This is a genomic window from Nonomuraea sp. B12E4 (genome assembly GCF_039871825.1).
Lineage (GTDB): Bacteria > Actinomycetota > Actinomycetes > Streptosporangiales > Streptosporangiaceae > Nonomuraea.
On sequence record NZ_JBDPME010000005.1, the window covers coordinates 130,569 to 144,729 of the forward strand.

Sequence of the window (14,161 nt, forward strand, 5' to 3'; positions counted from 1 at the left end):
GCGAGGGCCGGATCCTGGAGCCATGTATCTGAACCCCGAAGCACGCCTGCGTGGCGGCCCGACCGCCCCGGCGTGGGACGGCGCCGCCCGCGCCTTCCACGCCGGGCTGCCCGGCTACGCCCCGACGCCGCTGGCCGAGCTCCCCGATCTGGCCGCCGAGCTGGGCGTCGGCCGGGTGCTGGTCAAGGACGAGTCGTCCCGGCTGGGACTGTCCGCGTTCAAGATCCTCGGCGCCTCGTGGGCGGTGGCCCGGCTGCTGGCGGACCGGTTCGGGCTGGCCGGCCCGGTCGGCACGGAGCCGCTGCGGGCGGCGGTCACGCGGGAGCCGGTGGTGCTGACCACCGCCACCGACGGCAACCACGGGCGGGCGCTGGCCCGGATGGCCCGGCTGGTGGGCGCGCACGCGTACGTCTTCGTGCCCGAGGTGCTGCAGCAGGGGGTGGTCGACCTCATCGCGGAGGAGGGCGCCACGATCGAGCGGGTGGACGGCGACTACGACGAGGCGGTCCGCCGGGCCGCCAAGTACGCCGCCCACACCGGCGCCGAGCTGGTCCAGGACACCGCCTGGGACGGATACGAGCGGGTGCCCGCCTGGATCGTGGACGGCTACCGGACGCTGGCCGCCGAGATCGACGAGTGCGCCACACCCGACCTCGTCGTGGTGCCCGCCGGGGTCGGGTCGCTGGCCCAGGCCGTCGTCACCCACTACCGCGGCCGGGCCCACGTCGTCACCGTCGAGCCGGACTCGGCCGACTGCGTGCGCCGCAGCCTGATCGCGGGTCAGCGCGTGCGGGTCCGTACCGGGGTGACGAGCATGGCGGGGCTCAACTGCGGCACGCCCTCGTCGGCGGCGTGGCCGCACCTGCTGGCGGGGCTGTCCGGGGCCGTCGCCGTCGGCGAGGGGCAGGTCGCGACCGCCGTCGCCGACCTGGCCGGGCTCGGCGTCGCGGCCGGTCCGTGCGGCGCCGCGGCACTCGCGGGAGTGCGCAGGCTGCCGCTCGACCGGCTCGGCCTGGACCGCACCGCCACCGTCGTCCTGCTCAGCACCGAAGGCCCCCCACCCACCCCCGGCACCACCTGACGGCTCCCAGGAAGAGCGCCGCCGCGCACGCCCCCTGCCGTGCGGGGCCCGGCTAAGACGGGAGGAGAGGTCGAGGTGTTGCACCAGGTCCGGCTTGACTTGTACCGCCGCGAGCAGGGGAATGGGGCCGCGAACAGCCATATCGGCATCCACCCAAACGGGCCCACACGCCACCCTAGCCATACGGTGAGGTACCGGACCGTCGCCCCTGGTAGCGGCGGCCGGGCCGGTTCGGCGCCGGCCTGGGCGCCCACCGCGGCCCCGGCCCGCGCCAGGTCAGAGAGTCGTGGCCGAGGAGCCGCGAGGCTTTTGTGACGGCCGCAAAGTCACCGGTATTCCGGCGCTCGATTGACCGCCGGACAGGGACATCACATAGTCAATGGCGGCATAAGGCCCTGCCTGGCCTCCTACCAGGAGCTCCTGCCTGTTCGGTGGTTCGCTCGGAGCCCTCCGGGTGCCGCGAAGAACATGGGTGAGGGGTGCCAGCGGGCTGTCGTTCCACTCAGCACGGTTCACCATTCACCGGAGTGACGCGGGAGGGGATCGCAATGGCGACGTACAAGACCCAGATTCAGTGGGGCGGACCCAATGCCGACTGGCACGACGACGCAGACCTGACCATCGTCATCAACAACCGGGCCGGGGTCGTCCCGGCATCGGGCATGCCGGGCACTGGCACCCAGGTCTCCTGGGCGAGCCCGCAGGGCAACGGATCGGTGACGTTCTTCGAGGACGGCAACAGCTTCTCGGGGTCCGCGCAGTTCAAGGGTGAAGGCCCGGTCGGCTACCGAGGCACGATCAAGCCGTAGCCACGTGGGCGTCCAGCCGCGGTCTCTCCCGCTTCCGTGCGAACGGGACCTGCCCCTCGTCCGGGCACGCGGCTGGACGCCGACTCGTTCCCCGCGCTGACCGGCCGGTTCGCCCGGCGGCGACACGGCGCCCACCCGCCCGCAAATCCACGGAATCGGCCGACACCTCATCTAGTGTCATGCCTTATCCGCCGGGCACTTCGCCTGGCGGCTCGACGAAAGCGCAAGGGATACCGCCGACATGGTCAAGCACACTTCTCCTTCGCGCGGCTGAGAGAAGCGGGCGTGACCGTGGCTGTCCTGTTCGTGCTCCTCGCCGCATTCCTGCTCTCACTCGCCGCCCCGTACGGCGTCGCCCACGCGAACCGCATCGTACCCCTGGAGTACTGCGGGATCCCGGACGACTTCGTCGACGCGGCGCTGCTCGATCCGATCGCCTGGATCCAGCCCGTCCCCGCGCCGGCCGCCGCCGAGCCCACGCTGGAGCAGCGCGCCAGGTTCGCCGGGTTCCCCGGCGTGGCGGCGATCGACCTGGTGGACAGGAACGGCAACGCGGCCAGGAAGGTGATCGCCACCTGGTCCACGAACGTCGATGAGGTGATGGAGCACACCGGCGAGCTGGCCGTCTCCGCCGACGACGGCGAGACCTTCGGCGTCCCCCGGGCCGCGCCCCTGCGCGAGGCTCCGCTCCAGTTGCTCGACGGGCGCCTGTTCGCCACCCGCTACTACCTGACGCAGGTGGACGGGCACACCAGCCGGCTCGGCGTGCTCACCTCGACCGACGCGGGGGAGACCTGGACACGATCGACGGCCACCTTCACCACCCCGGACGAGCTGGCCGGCCTCGGCGTCGCGCACGGCATGCCGATCCAGTTGCTCGACGGCACGATCCTGGTGACCGCCTACAACCCCTACGGCCCCACCGCCGCCTTCAAGGCCGAGCTGTACGCCAGCCGCGACGGCGGCCGGACGTTCGCCAGGCGCGGTGTGATCGCCGAGCCGAGCGACGGTTTCACCTACAACGAGGCGGCCGTCGAGCAGGTGGCCGACGGCAGCCTGCTGGCCGTGCTGCGGCGCGACGGCGGCCCCTACTCCACGCTGCACCACAGCCGCTCGACCGACGACGGCGCGACCTGGTCGCCGGTGGACTTCCTGCGGCTGCCGGGGCAGGACTGCGCCGTCCGCGGGGTCGCGCCGAGGCTGCTGCTGATGCCCGACGGCGTCCTGGTCCTCAGCGCCGGCCGCCCGGACAACTGGATGACCGTCTCCCTCGACGGCCGCGGCGACTCCTGGGGACTGCCCCGGGTGACCTACCACAACCGCGACGGCGTCTTCGACAAGCGCGGCTCGTCCGGTTACACCGGCATCGCCGCCATCGGCTCCCATCGGCTGGTTCAGGTCTTCGACAACTGCAAGCTCCCGGGCAAGTGGCCGGACGGCACGCTGAATGAGACGGCGTGCCCGGCCGGCCACACCTTCGAGCACGGCGGCTGGTACGCGATCAAGCGCCGCCGCTTCCACGTCGTCCCCCCGGACCCGGGCCGGATCGACCTGGCGGCGAAGGCCGAACGCGGCGAGCTGACGGTCAGCACGAACATGACCTGGTCGGCCGCGGCGCACCCGCGAGCCCGCCCCGGCGGCGCCTACGACGGCAGCACCGGCTATTGGTCCAGTGCCGTCGCCCGTGGTCGCGGCACCTATGTCGTCCACTTCGAGTCCGAGCAGACCTTCACCGACGTCGGCCTGAGCCTGCGTCCCGGGCACGCCGCCGACGCCGAGGTGTACGTCTCCCGGAACGGCAAGAACTGGGGCAAACCCATCGTCACCGTGGCGGACCGGGTGGACTACGCGATGCGGTACACGCCCCTGCCACCGGGCACCCGGGGCCGCCACGTCAAGATCGTCCTCGGCCCGACCGGCGACTGCGGCCCCGGACTGGGCCGGCGCTGCAGCATGCTGAACGAACTGGAGCTCTACGCCGCCACCCCCGCGCCGACGACACTCCAGCGCGGCGGACCTCCCGTGCCGGTGCCCCGCGAACCCGCGGCCGCCACGGCGGCCGGGAGCAGCTTCCGTACATCGCCTGACTGGGCCGTCCGGCCTGGTTCCCGGAGCTGGTCCGCCGCCGTGACGGCGGGCGATCGGGCTCACACGCAACCCCGCCTCGACGCCTCACCCGAGCGGTCTCGTAAGGTCGTGGGGTGGGGAGTAACGACCGGGGCGGGTCCAGGCAACCGGTGCTCGTGCTGGGGAAAGTCGCCGAGATACTCAACTCCTTCACGCTCGCCGAGCCGTCGGTGACGTTGCGGGAGCTGCGGGAGGCGACCGGGTTGCCGACGTCCACGCTGCAGCGGCTGGTGGCGAACATGGTCGCGCACGGATTCCTGGACAGAGCGGGCGACCAGGTCCGGATCGGGGCGCGGATGGCCTACTGGGCCGCCGCGGCGGTCAAGGACCTCGACGTGCTGTCCGTGGTCAATCCGGTGCTGAAGGAGTTGCGGGACAAGACGGGAGAGACCGCGTGCTTCTTCCGCGCCGAGGGGGCGCACCGGGTGTGCGTCGCGGTGGCGGAGACGTATCACGCCCTGCGGCGCGACATGCACGTGGGCAAGATCGCGCCCGTCGCCGTCGGTTCGGCCGGCCGGGTGCTGCTGGCCTGGGACCCGGAGCTGGCCGAGGACGTGCTGCATGGAACGCTCCCGCAGCTCACCCAGCAGACCGTCACCGATCCCGGCGAGCTGCGCAGGCTGATCGTACGCACCCGGGCCGAGGGATACGCGATCAGCGTGGGCGAGCGGGTGGACGGGGCGTCGGGGCTGGCGGCACCCGTGTTCGACGCGGCGGCCGACCTGGTGGGCGCGGTGATGATCATGGGGCCGAGCTTGCGCATGCCGTACGAGCAGTGCCTGTTCTGGGTGGACCCGCTGGTCGAGCACGCCGAGCGGATCACCAGGACACTGGGCGGGCGCTACCCGAGCTGAGCCGCGGCGCCTCGGCGGCCGGCGGCCCACTCGAAGGGGGTGGCCGTGGAGCGGGCACCCTGGACGCGACCAGCAAGCCGATGTCGGCCATGATGTCGCCGAAACCCGTGATGATCGTCGCCGCGGTCTTCGCCACCCCGATCCCGGCGGTGATCCCGAGGTAGCCCGCGCCGGCCACCAGGGCGACCACGGGGTTGAACCTGAGCCTGACGATCAGAACCACGACACCCACGACGGCCACCGCGGTATTGGCCAGAGTTCCGACGTCTGACATGTTCCCGTCCCATCGCGTAAGCCCCGCGGTAAAGCTGGCTTACGTTGTGAGCATATACCCACGATGTGGAAAAGTGCTGGTAGATGGGCCTGCCAAGCGTGGTGACCAATGAGCGGATCGAACGCGTGGGAGGGCCGCCGGTCGTCACGCGCCGGCTCCGTAGGGTGACAAATCGCTCACCGTCGGAACCCGGCTTCCCTCTCGATCGTTCAGGCCGGTGAGTGGCTCGATCGATTGACTCGGGGAGATCGACCGTGGTCTTCATACGGATGTGCAGTGCCTTCGGGGCCGGTGCCCCCTCGGTAGCCACCCTTCTGGCCAGGACCTGGACGCAGCCAGGCGGCACCCTCTCCGGTGAGGTGCGGCTGCGCGGCGGTGACTTCGACACCGAGATCGAGCGTGTCGGCCTCAGGCTGGCCGTCCGGCTGAGGCCCCCGAGGGAGGCGGGAGACCGGGCCGGGATCGAGGAGTTCTCACAGGCCCAGATCGCGGGCCCGGCCGTCCTTCGCCAGGGCGCGGATCGGGCGATCGAGTTCCGGGTGGAGGTGCCGTGGGAGACGCCGCTCAGCGAGATCGGCGGCCGGCATCTGACCGGTCTGGCCCTGGTCGTCCAGGCCCAGGTGACGATCGACACGACCGTCGGCCGGGGCGACCTGGCCATGGTGGCGGTCCGGCCGGTGCCCTCGCAGTTACGCGTGCTGCAGGCGTTCGCCCAGCTCGGCTTCCCGTTCAAGTCCGCCGGCCTGAGGGCTGGTCCGCTGGGCCGCGTACAGCAGGAACTCCCGTTCCACCAGCAGATCGAGTTCTATCCGCCCAGCCATCATGCGGGCGTGGTGCACGCGATCGAGCTGGCGTTCGTCCCGAGCGCGTCGGGGCTGGACCTGCTGCTGGGGGCGGGGGTGACGGCGGGCCGGCGTTCCGGCGGGGAGCGCTTCCGGATGAGCCATGAGGAGGCGCTGCGTACGGACTGGCAGAGCGAAATCGACCGCTGGCTGGCCAGGCTGGTCCATCACGCCCGCGGTGACCACCACCGCCGACCCCGCACCTGACCCCCAAACCGCTGTCGTCGCCTCCGCCTTGGAACACTCGCCGCCGGTGCCTGCCGTGGCCGCCGCCCCTGTTGCCGTCGTGGTGGTCGCGGTTGTTGTTGCGGTGGGGTGGTGGTCGTCTTTGGGCGCTGTGGACGCTGAGGTGGGGTCGGTTTTGTGGATGTCTGGTGGGCTGGACCTAGGTCTGAGGTCCCGACGCGGTGGCGGCCGTCGCCGGGCGCCTGACCGGCCTGGGGCATCCGCCGGCCACTTTGGACAATGCGTACTGGGCCGAACGGGGAGCCGTGGCGTTCGCCGATCCCGATGGGTGGATGGTCGTCTTCGCGCCGTGGGTCTTCGGCAAAGACCCGGTGCCTCCGGTGTCGGCCGAGAAGGGGTGAGGGCGACCCCATGGGCGCCATGAAGTGCCCTGGCCCGCCCAACTCGCGTCCAGACCCGGCTTCTCCGCCGGTCAGAGGGCTCGGGCGAAGGTGACCAGGCTCGTTCCAGGGCCGTTGTAGTCCGGGACGGGGTCGCTGACCGTGAATCCCAGGCGGCGGTGGAAGGCTTGGGAGGCCGTGTTGACCGGTGCGGTGATGGCCTTCACGACGTGCCGGTCGTGGTGGCGGGCGATGTCGAAGAAGTGCTCGTACATCGTCCTGGCGAGGCCGCCGGCCCTGGCCTCGGGAGAGACACCGACGAAGTGGATGTACGCCTCGTCGGGTTCGGACGGGGACATGAAGCCGATGAGAAAGCCGGACATTCCGGTCACACCTTCGGCGATCAGGCTCGTCCGGTGGAAGTGGTCGAGGAAGAGCCTGGGCAGTGAAGGCAGGACCGGACGGCCCCACCAGTCATTGAGGACGGCGGCTATGGCGTCGTAGTCGGCGGGGGTGGCGGGGCGCAGCTCGTGTTCGGTCGATGGCGTCATGGCTCCCCTGGGTGGATGTGCGGGTGGGGTGGTTGATCGTAGCGGTTCACTGAAACGGGCTGATCGCAGGGGTCGCCGGAGGCGGCGCCGCACGTACGCCGGCGCGCCGGACGACGGGGCGCCGGCTGACGGCAACAGGCCGGCCCGGCAACGCCTCGGCCGGCAACGTGTCGGCCCGGCGCCGCGACGGGCGCCCGGAAACCATCGTCCGCTCGGCCCGTATCAAGGGTTCCGTCTGTTTTGTGTAGCTATTGACGGAATTCGTGTTGGAAACGCGTATAGAGCGGCACTCGTGGGACTTGGGTGTGCGCAGGATGGGGGCGAAAACCCCTATTCAGGAGCATCCCGGAATGTCCATTGTCAAGACCCCTGCCCGCGCCAAGGAGCCCCCTGATACCGGCGACAGGTATCGCCTGTCGGTCGTCGGCGGGCTGGCCGCGTTGTCGCTGGACGCGATGGCGTCGGTCGCGTACGGGCCCGAGGCGATCGTGCTCGTGCTGGCGCTGGCGGGCGGCGCGGGGCTGGGGTTCACGATCCCGGTCACGCTCACCATCGCGCTCCTGCTGGGCGTGCTGACCCTGTCCTACCGGCAGGTCATCGCGGCCTTCCCGGCGGGCGGCGGCGCGTACGGAGTGGCCAAGACCCACCTGGGCCGCCGGGCCGGCCTGGTCGCCGGTGCCGCGCTGATCGTCGACTACGTGCTCAACGTCGCCGTCTCGGTGGCCGCCGGGGTCGCGGCTCTCACCTCGGCCTTCCCCGAGCTGCTGCCGTACACGGTGGAGCTGTGCCTTGTGGTGCTCGCCCTGGTGACGGCGGTCAACCTGCGCGGGATCGCGCACAGCGCCCGCGCGTTCGTCGCCCCGACCGTGATCTACGTGGGCGCGATCCTGCTGGTCATCGTGGCCGGGCTGGTACGCGGCGAGCCCGCCGTCGATGTCCGGCAACAGGTGGACGGCCTGCAGACGGTCGGGGTGCTGCTGGTGCTGAAGGCGTTCGCGAACGGGTGCGCCTCGCTGACGGGGGTCGAGGCGATCGCCAACGCCGTCCCGTCGTTCAGAAAGCCCCGGGTACGCCGGGCGCAGCGCGCCGAGCTGGCCCTGGGCGGCCTGCTGGCGGTCATGTTGCTGGGCATCGCCGCGTTGATCGAGAAGTTCGGCATCGCCCCCGCCGACGGCGTGACCGTGCTGGCACAGGTGACGCGGGCGTCGCTGGGAGACGGGGCGCTCTTCTACGTGGTGCAGTTCGCCACCGTGGTGCTGCTGGCACTGGCCGCGAACACCTCCTTCGGCGGGCTGCCGGTGCTGGCCCGGCTGCTGGCCAGGGACAACAACCTGCCGCACCTGTTCGCCCTGCGCGCGGACCGGCAGGTCCACCGGTACGGCATCGCGTTCCTGGCCGTCGCCGGCGGCCTGCTGCTGGTCGTGGCCAGGGGTCAGATGAACCTGCTGGTGCCGCTGTTCGCGATCGGGGTGTTCGTCGGGTTCACCCTGTCGCAGACGGGCATGGTCCGGCACTGGCTGATGGACCGGCCCGAGGGGTGGCGCCGGCGTACGGCGCTGAACGGGTTCGGTGCGATGCTGACCTTCCTGGCGGCGATCGTGGTGACGGTTTCGAAGTTCGGCGAGGGCGGCTGGCTGATCGTGGTCACCCTGCCGCTGCTGGTGGCGGGCATGGAGTGGGTCAACCGCTCGTACGCGCGGATCGGCGCGCGGCTGGAGCTGGGCCGGACTCCGCCACCGCCCCGGCCCCGGCGCTCGCTGGTGGTGGTGCCCGTGCACACGGTCACCCGGCTGACCCGGGACGCGCTGTCGGCGGCGCTCTCGCTGGGGGACCGGGTGGTCGCCGTCAACGTCACCCACCCCGACGACGAGGAGGAGGCGCGAACGTTCATGGCGGACTGGGAGCGCTGGGACCCGGGCGTGGAGCTGGTGCGGCTCTCCGACGAGCACCGGCGGCTGGACGAGCCGCTGCTCAGGTATCTCGCCCAGGTGCCCGAACCGCACGTGTTCGTGCTCATCGCGGAGATCGAACCCGACCACGCCTGGCAGCGGCTGCTGCAGAACCAGCGCGGGGCGGTGCTGGCCAGGGCCCTTCGGCGGCGTACGGACGCGGTGGTGTGCCGGATGCGCTTCCGCCTCAGTTGACGTGCCGTGCCCGCCCGGTTGTCGCGGCTGGGCGCGCTGCCACGGCCGGGCTGCCAGGAGTGCCGCGATGGCCAGGAGTGCCGCGATGGCCAGGGGGACCACCGCGCCGACCCGGGCGCGCGGCAGGCCGTCCGGAGCGGGCCGGCCAATGGAGATGCCGCCCGGCGCGGAGCTAATTACTTTCTGTAACCGTTTTCGGCGTGGACGGTCGGGTCTGGAAAGCGGGCGTGGCGGCGAACGCCCAGGTAGCGGTGTTCATCTTGATAAAGGCTCTTCAAGGGCCGAGTATGCTCGTGGTAACTTGACGTCGTGAATCAGTCACATTCTGTGACGGCAAACGGGCGGGCAGCCGTCGCGGACTCGGACATTCTGCTCACCGGCGCGACCGGTTTCGTCGGAGCGTTCCTGCTGCGGAGGCTCCTGGAGAGCTCGGCGGTGCGGGTGCACTGCCTCGTTCGCAGTATGACCGAGCCGGAGGCCATGGAGCGCATCCGATCGGCCCAGATCGCCTACGGGCTCGACCTGCCGGATCAGGCGAGGGTCGTGCCGGTGGCCGGTGACCTGGCGGCCGCCGGCCTGGGGTTGTCCCCGGAGCGGTTCGACGACCTGGCCCGGAGCGTCACCACCGTGATCCACGCGGCGGCGCGGGTCAACCTCGTGATGCCCGCCCGCATGCTGGAGGCCGCCAACGTGGCCGGCACCAGGGAGATCCTGCGCCTGGCCCGGCAGGGTGGGGCCGCCGTGCGGTTCATCTCCACGTCGGAGGTGTTCGGCCGGGCGCGCGGCGTGGTCGACGAGGACACGCCGGCGCTGGACTGCTACGAGGACACCTCCGGCTACGGGCGGACCAAGCGCGCGGCCGAGTCCCTCGTGCTGCAGGCCCGCAGGGACGGACTGCCGGCCGCCGTCCTGCGGCTCGACCGCGTCGCCGGCGACAGCAGGACGGGCGCCTGCCAGTCCGACGGCGACGACCTCTGGCTCCTCGTACGCTCGGCGCTCAGCACCGGTGTCCTCCCGGACGCCCTGGTGAACCTGACTCCGGTGGACTTCGCCGCCGACGCCGTCCTCGCGCTGACGGCCGCCCCGGCGGGCTCCGAGCCGATCGCGCACATCTGCCACCCCTGGCCGACCCGGATGACGGACGTCGCGACAGCCCTCAACCACGTCGGCTGGCCCGTCCGGGTCCTGCCGGCGACCGAGTGGGCCATGACCCTCCAGCGGCTGGGTGAGCAGCCCGACTGCGACCCGATGGTGCGGCTGCTGCCGATCATCGCCGACCGCGTCATGGGCGGCAGGCCGCTGTTCCGGGCACCCCGCACCACCGCCACCCTGCGCCGCCTGGGGCTGCACCACCCGCCGGTGGACGTGCCTCTCCTCGGCAAATACGTGCGGCACCTGACCGCGACCGGCTTCCTGCCTGCCACCTACCACCGAGGATGACGCACCGGCCCGGCGGCGCCGTGTCGGCCTGAGCTTGCCGCGGTGCCCGTCCCCACAGAAAACGACAGGGTCGGTGGCTCTTCTTGTTGACCTTTGTTGGGACAGCATCAAAACTAAAGAGAGATCTTCCCCTCGGGCAGGGAGCGCGGCATGTCTCTCGGGGAAGCAAGGGGCCGGTCGGCCGCCGTCCTGGCCGTCGTCGTGGGCGTGCTCGGCCGGCTGACAGTCCCGGCCGCGGCGCTTCCCGGACAGCCCGCGGACGTGTAGACCTATCTCGACGACCCCGAGATGGTCGCCGAGGGGCAGGAGCCCGCCCATGCGGTGCTCCGGCCGTATGACGCCGAGCGGAACGCGCTGCGGCGGATGGCACACCCTGCACGTCGATCACGCCGTCACCGGCGTCGGCGACACCCCCAACCCGGTCCGGCCGGAATACCAGGTGGACGAGCAGCTGCCCGTCACCTGGTGATTCGGGGGGTTCGGCCGCTGGACGCGCATGAAACTTTCTCCGTCATGGAGGCCGTTTCCGCACGTCACGGCGTCCCCGGGCGGCCGGTCTCCCGGCGACGGTTGCACGCTTGAAACTTTCGCTCGACTATCGCAATGTTTCGGCGAAGCGGAGGTCTTGAATGAGCGTGCGAGTTCGGATGGCGGGAGTCCTGATCAGCTCGGCCGTGCTGGCCGCCGTGGGCCTGGCCGTGGCCACGCCCGCGTCATCGGCCCAGCTGACCGAGGTCACCGGCTTCGGCACCAACCCGACCAACCTGCGGATGCACCTGTACGTCCCCGACAACGCCGGAAGCCGGCCGCCAGTCGTGCTCGCCGTGCACTACTGCACCGGCTCCGGCCCCGCCCTCCATTCCGGCACCGAGTTCGCCTCCCTGGCCGACCGGTACAAGTTCATCCTCGTCTACCCGTCGGCCACCAGGAGCGGCGCCTGCTTCGACGTCTCCTCGCCGCAGGCGCTGCGGCGCGACGGTGGCAGCGACCCGGTCGGCATCATGTCGATGGTCAGGTACGTCCACCAGCGCTACGGCGGCGACCCCGACCGCACGTTCGTCACCGGCGTGTCCTCGGGCGCGATGATGACCAACGTCCTGCTCGGCGACTACCCCGACGTGTTCAAGGCGGGGGCGGCGTTCATGGGCGTGCCGTTCGGCTGCTTCGCCACCACCGACGGATCGAGCTGGAACAGCGCCTGCGCCAACGGCCAGATCAGCAGGACGCCGCAGCAGTGGGGTGACGCGGTGCGCGCGGCCTATCCCGGATACAGCGGCGCCCGGCCCCGGATGCAGATCTGGCACGGCACCCAGGACAGCACGCTGCGGTACCCGAACTTCCAGGAGCAGATCAAGCAGTGGACCAACGTCCACGGCCTGAGCCAGACCCCCAGCCTCACCGACACGCCGCAGGCGAGTTACACGCGTACGCGCTACGGCGGCACCGGCGGCATGGCTCCGGTGGAGGCGATCAGCATCCAGGGCGCGGGCCACGACCTGCCCAGGGGCGGCATGGCCGCCGAGGCGATCCGCTTCTTCGGCCTGAACACCGGCGGGCCCACGGGCACTCCCACCACGACCCCGACCATCACGCCGACGGCCACCGGCCCGTGCCGGGTGACGTACACGATGAACACCTGGAACACGGGCTTCACCGCCGCCGTCTCGATCACCAACACGGGCACCGCGCCGGTCTCCGGCTGGCGCCTGGCGTTCGCGCTGCCGGCGGGGCAAACGGTGGCGTCCGCCTGGAACGCCTCCGTCGCGCCGGCCAGCGGCCAGGTCACCGCCACGAACGCCGCCCACAACGGCTCCATCGCCCCCGGGGCCTCGGCGTCCTTCGGGTTCCAGGCCACCCACACGGGCGGCACCGGACGGCCCTCGGCCTTCTCGCTCAACGGGACCGCCTGCACGGTGGCCTGACACCCGCCCGCGCGGCGGCCGGTCGCCCCCGCCGCGCGGGCACCCGGCAGAAGCGGTCGGGCCGCCATCGGGGAGGCGGCCGGATCGCCGCCTGGGCCGGGGGGCGGCCGCGTGGCCGGGTCGTTGTGCGGGCGGCGGTCGGTCAGGGGTCTCCGGTCGTGCGGCGGCACGCTGGCGTCATGAACGGTCTCCAGGTAATTTAGGTGAGCCTTGCCTAAATAGGATCTTCTGGAAGGCCGTTCATGCGCCTGGGACAGCTCGTCGTCGACGTCGCCCCGCTTCGCGCCAGCCGCGACTTCAGGTTCGCCTTCGTCGCCCGCCTGGTCTCCCTCCTGGGCGTCGGCGTGACCGGGGTCGCCCTGGCCGTACAGGTCTTCGAGCTGACCGGCTCGTCCCTCCACGTGGCCCTGGTGAGCCTGGCGCTCGGCGGGCCGCTGCTGGCCGGGACGCTGGCCGGCGGCGTGCTCGCCGACCGGCTGGACAGGCGGCGGCTCGTCATCTGGTCACGCGCGCTCGCCGCCGCGGGCTTCGCGGGCCTGGGACTCAACGCGCTGCTGCCCGAGCCGGACCTCTGGGCCCTGTACGCCTGCGCGGCCCTCATCGGGCTGGCCGACGGGCTCAGCGAGACCGCGTTGATGGCGGTCACCCCCGCACTGGTGGGCCGGGAACGGCTGGCCGCCGCCGAGGCGCTCACCTCCATCACCACGCAGCTCGGCACCGTGGCCGGCCCGTCGCTGGGCGGCCTGCTGATCGCCGGTCCAGGGCTCGCGGCGTGCTTCGGGCTCACCACGCTCACCACGGCCGCCACGATCGTGCTGTTCTGCCGCGTCCGGCCGCTGCCCCCGGCACAGGACGAGGAGGCGGCCGAACGGCACCCCTTGCGGGCTCTCGCGGACGGGGCCCGCCACGCCCTGCGCAACCGGCTGATCTCCGGCCTGATCCTGCTCGACCTCAGCGGGACGCTGTTCGCCATGCCGTACGCCGTCTTCCCCGAGCTGGTCGCCGGGCGGTTCGAGGGCGACGCGGCGGTGCTGGGGCTGCTCTACAGCGCGCCCGCGACGGGCGCGCTGCTCACGGTGCTGACCAGCGGCTGGGTGTCCGGGGTACGCTGGCCGGGGCACTGGCTGACCGGGGCCGTCGCGCTGTGGGGCCTGGCGATGGTGTGCTTCGGGCTGAGCGGGGAGCTCTGGCTGGGGCTGGTCTTCCTGGCGGCCTCGGGCGTCGGCCAGGTGATCTCGGAGGTGCTGGCCGGGGCGCTGCTCCAGGGCAACACCCCCGACCACCTGCTCGGGCGGGTGAGCAGCCTGTGGCTGGCCGAGGCCACGGTGGGCCCGGCGGTGGGCAACCTGATCGCCGGCGGGCTGGCCAGGGTGTCGTCCCCGGCGGGGGCGGTGGTCGCGGGCGGCCTGGCCTGCCTGGCGGGGGTGGCCCTGCTCACCGTCGCCGTACCGGAACTCAGGCGCGCCCGCCCGCTCACCGACCCCGCCCCGCGATAGCCCGCCGCCCGCCCGCTGACCGAACCGTGCCCGGCGCCCGCCCGCGTACTGTGGC

13 protein-coding genes are annotated in these 14,161 nt (G+C 71.9%); 11 read left to right on the top strand and 2 right to left on the bottom strand.

The features are described 5' to 3' along the window. Window positions 1–22 precede the first annotated feature (22 nt). The 4 genes from ABGB18_RS14275 to ABGB18_RS14290 all read left to right on the top strand — a co-directional run bounded on the left by ABGB18_RS14275 (window position 23) and on the right by ABGB18_RS14290 (window position 4,871). On the top strand, window positions 23–1,081 hold the full coding sequence (locus ABGB18_RS14275; RefSeq protein WP_347695952.1) for a diaminopropionate ammonia-lyase: 1,059 nt from the start codon (window positions 23–25) through the stop codon (window positions 1,079–1,081). A 548-nt stretch (window positions 1,082–1,629) separates the two neighbouring features. After that, entirely contained in the window at window positions 1,630–1,890 is a 261-nt protein-coding gene (locus ABGB18_RS14280; RefSeq protein WP_347695953.1) for a hypothetical protein, read from the top strand. A 285-nt stretch (window positions 1,891–2,175) separates the two neighbouring features. Continuing rightward, window positions 2,176–4,191, top strand: a complete 2,016-nt coding sequence (locus ABGB18_RS14285; protein WP_347695954.1) for an exo-alpha-sialidase — start codon at window positions 2,176–2,178, stop codon at window positions 4,189–4,191. Continuing rightward, the gene (locus ABGB18_RS14290) at window positions 4,134–4,871 is read left to right on the top strand and encodes an IclR family transcriptional regulator (RefSeq protein ID WP_347695955.1); all 738 of its coding nucleotides are present in this window, start codon (window positions 4,134–4,136) and stop codon (window positions 4,869–4,871) included. The genes ABGB18_RS14285 and ABGB18_RS14290 overlap by 58 nt, the downstream gene beginning before the upstream one ends. On the opposite strand, the gene ABGB18_RS14295 is transcribed toward ABGB18_RS14290, so the two are convergent. Beyond that, the gene (locus tag ABGB18_RS14295) at window positions 4,837–5,145 is read right to left on the bottom strand and encodes a hypothetical protein (protein ID WP_347695956.1); all 309 of its coding nucleotides are present in this window, start codon (window positions 5,143–5,145) and stop codon (window positions 4,837–4,839) included. The genes ABGB18_RS14290 and ABGB18_RS14295 overlap by 35 nt on opposite strands. 254 nt (window positions 5,146–5,399) lie before the next feature. Between ABGB18_RS14295 and ABGB18_RS14300 the strand changes: the two genes are divergently transcribed. After that, window positions 5,400–6,194, top strand: a complete 795-nt coding sequence (locus ABGB18_RS14300) for a sporulation protein (protein WP_347695957.1) — start codon at window positions 5,400–5,402, stop codon at window positions 6,192–6,194. A 200-nt stretch (window positions 6,195–6,394) separates the two neighbouring features. After that, complete coding sequence (locus tag ABGB18_RS14305) at window positions 6,395–6,574, top strand: hypothetical protein (RefSeq protein WP_347695958.1); 180 nt, start codon at window positions 6,395–6,397, stop codon at window positions 6,572–6,574. 71 nt (window positions 6,575–6,645) lie between these two features. On the opposite strand, the gene ABGB18_RS14310 is transcribed toward ABGB18_RS14305, so the two are convergent. Further along, window positions 6,646–7,104 carry a GNAT family N-acetyltransferase gene (locus tag ABGB18_RS14310; RefSeq protein WP_347695959.1) on the bottom strand — a complete coding sequence of 153 codons (459 nt, stop codon included), beginning with the start codon at window positions 7,102–7,104 and terminating at the stop codon, window positions 6,646–6,648. 350 nt (window positions 7,105–7,454) lie between these two features. On the opposite strand from ABGB18_RS14310, the gene ABGB18_RS14315 reads away from it, so the two are divergent. The 5 genes from ABGB18_RS14315 to entS all read left to right on the top strand — a co-directional run bounded on the left by ABGB18_RS14315 (window position 7,455) and on the right by entS (window position 14,106). After that, window positions 7,455–9,248 (top strand): APC family permease, encoded by a 1,794-nt coding sequence (locus ABGB18_RS14315; RefSeq protein ID WP_347695960.1) that lies wholly within the window; start codon window positions 7,455–7,457, stop codon window positions 9,246–9,248. A 327-nt stretch (window positions 9,249–9,575) separates the two neighbouring features. Continuing rightward, window positions 9,576–10,688: a thioester reductase domain-containing protein gene (locus tag ABGB18_RS14320; RefSeq protein WP_347695961.1), complete on the top strand. Its 1,113-nt coding sequence runs from the start codon at window positions 9,576–9,578 to the stop codon at window positions 10,686–10,688. Window positions 10,689–11,022: 334 nt separating this feature from the next. Continuing rightward, window positions 11,023–11,157, top strand: coding sequence for a hypothetical protein (locus tag ABGB18_RS14325; protein ID WP_347695962.1), 135 nt, complete (start codon window positions 11,023–11,025; stop codon window positions 11,155–11,157). A gap of 160 nt (window positions 11,158–11,317) precedes the next feature. Beyond that, a complete protein-coding gene (locus tag ABGB18_RS14330) occupies window positions 11,318–12,610 on the top strand; it encodes a PHB depolymerase family esterase (protein WP_347695963.1) in 1,293 nt (430 codons plus the stop codon). 242 nt (window positions 12,611–12,852) lie between these two features. Next, on the top strand, window positions 12,853–14,106 hold the full coding sequence (gene entS / locus ABGB18_RS14335) for an enterobactin transporter EntS (protein ID WP_347695964.1): 1,254 nt from the start codon (window positions 12,853–12,855) through the stop codon (window positions 14,104–14,106). Window positions 14,107–14,161: the final 55 nt, after the last annotated feature.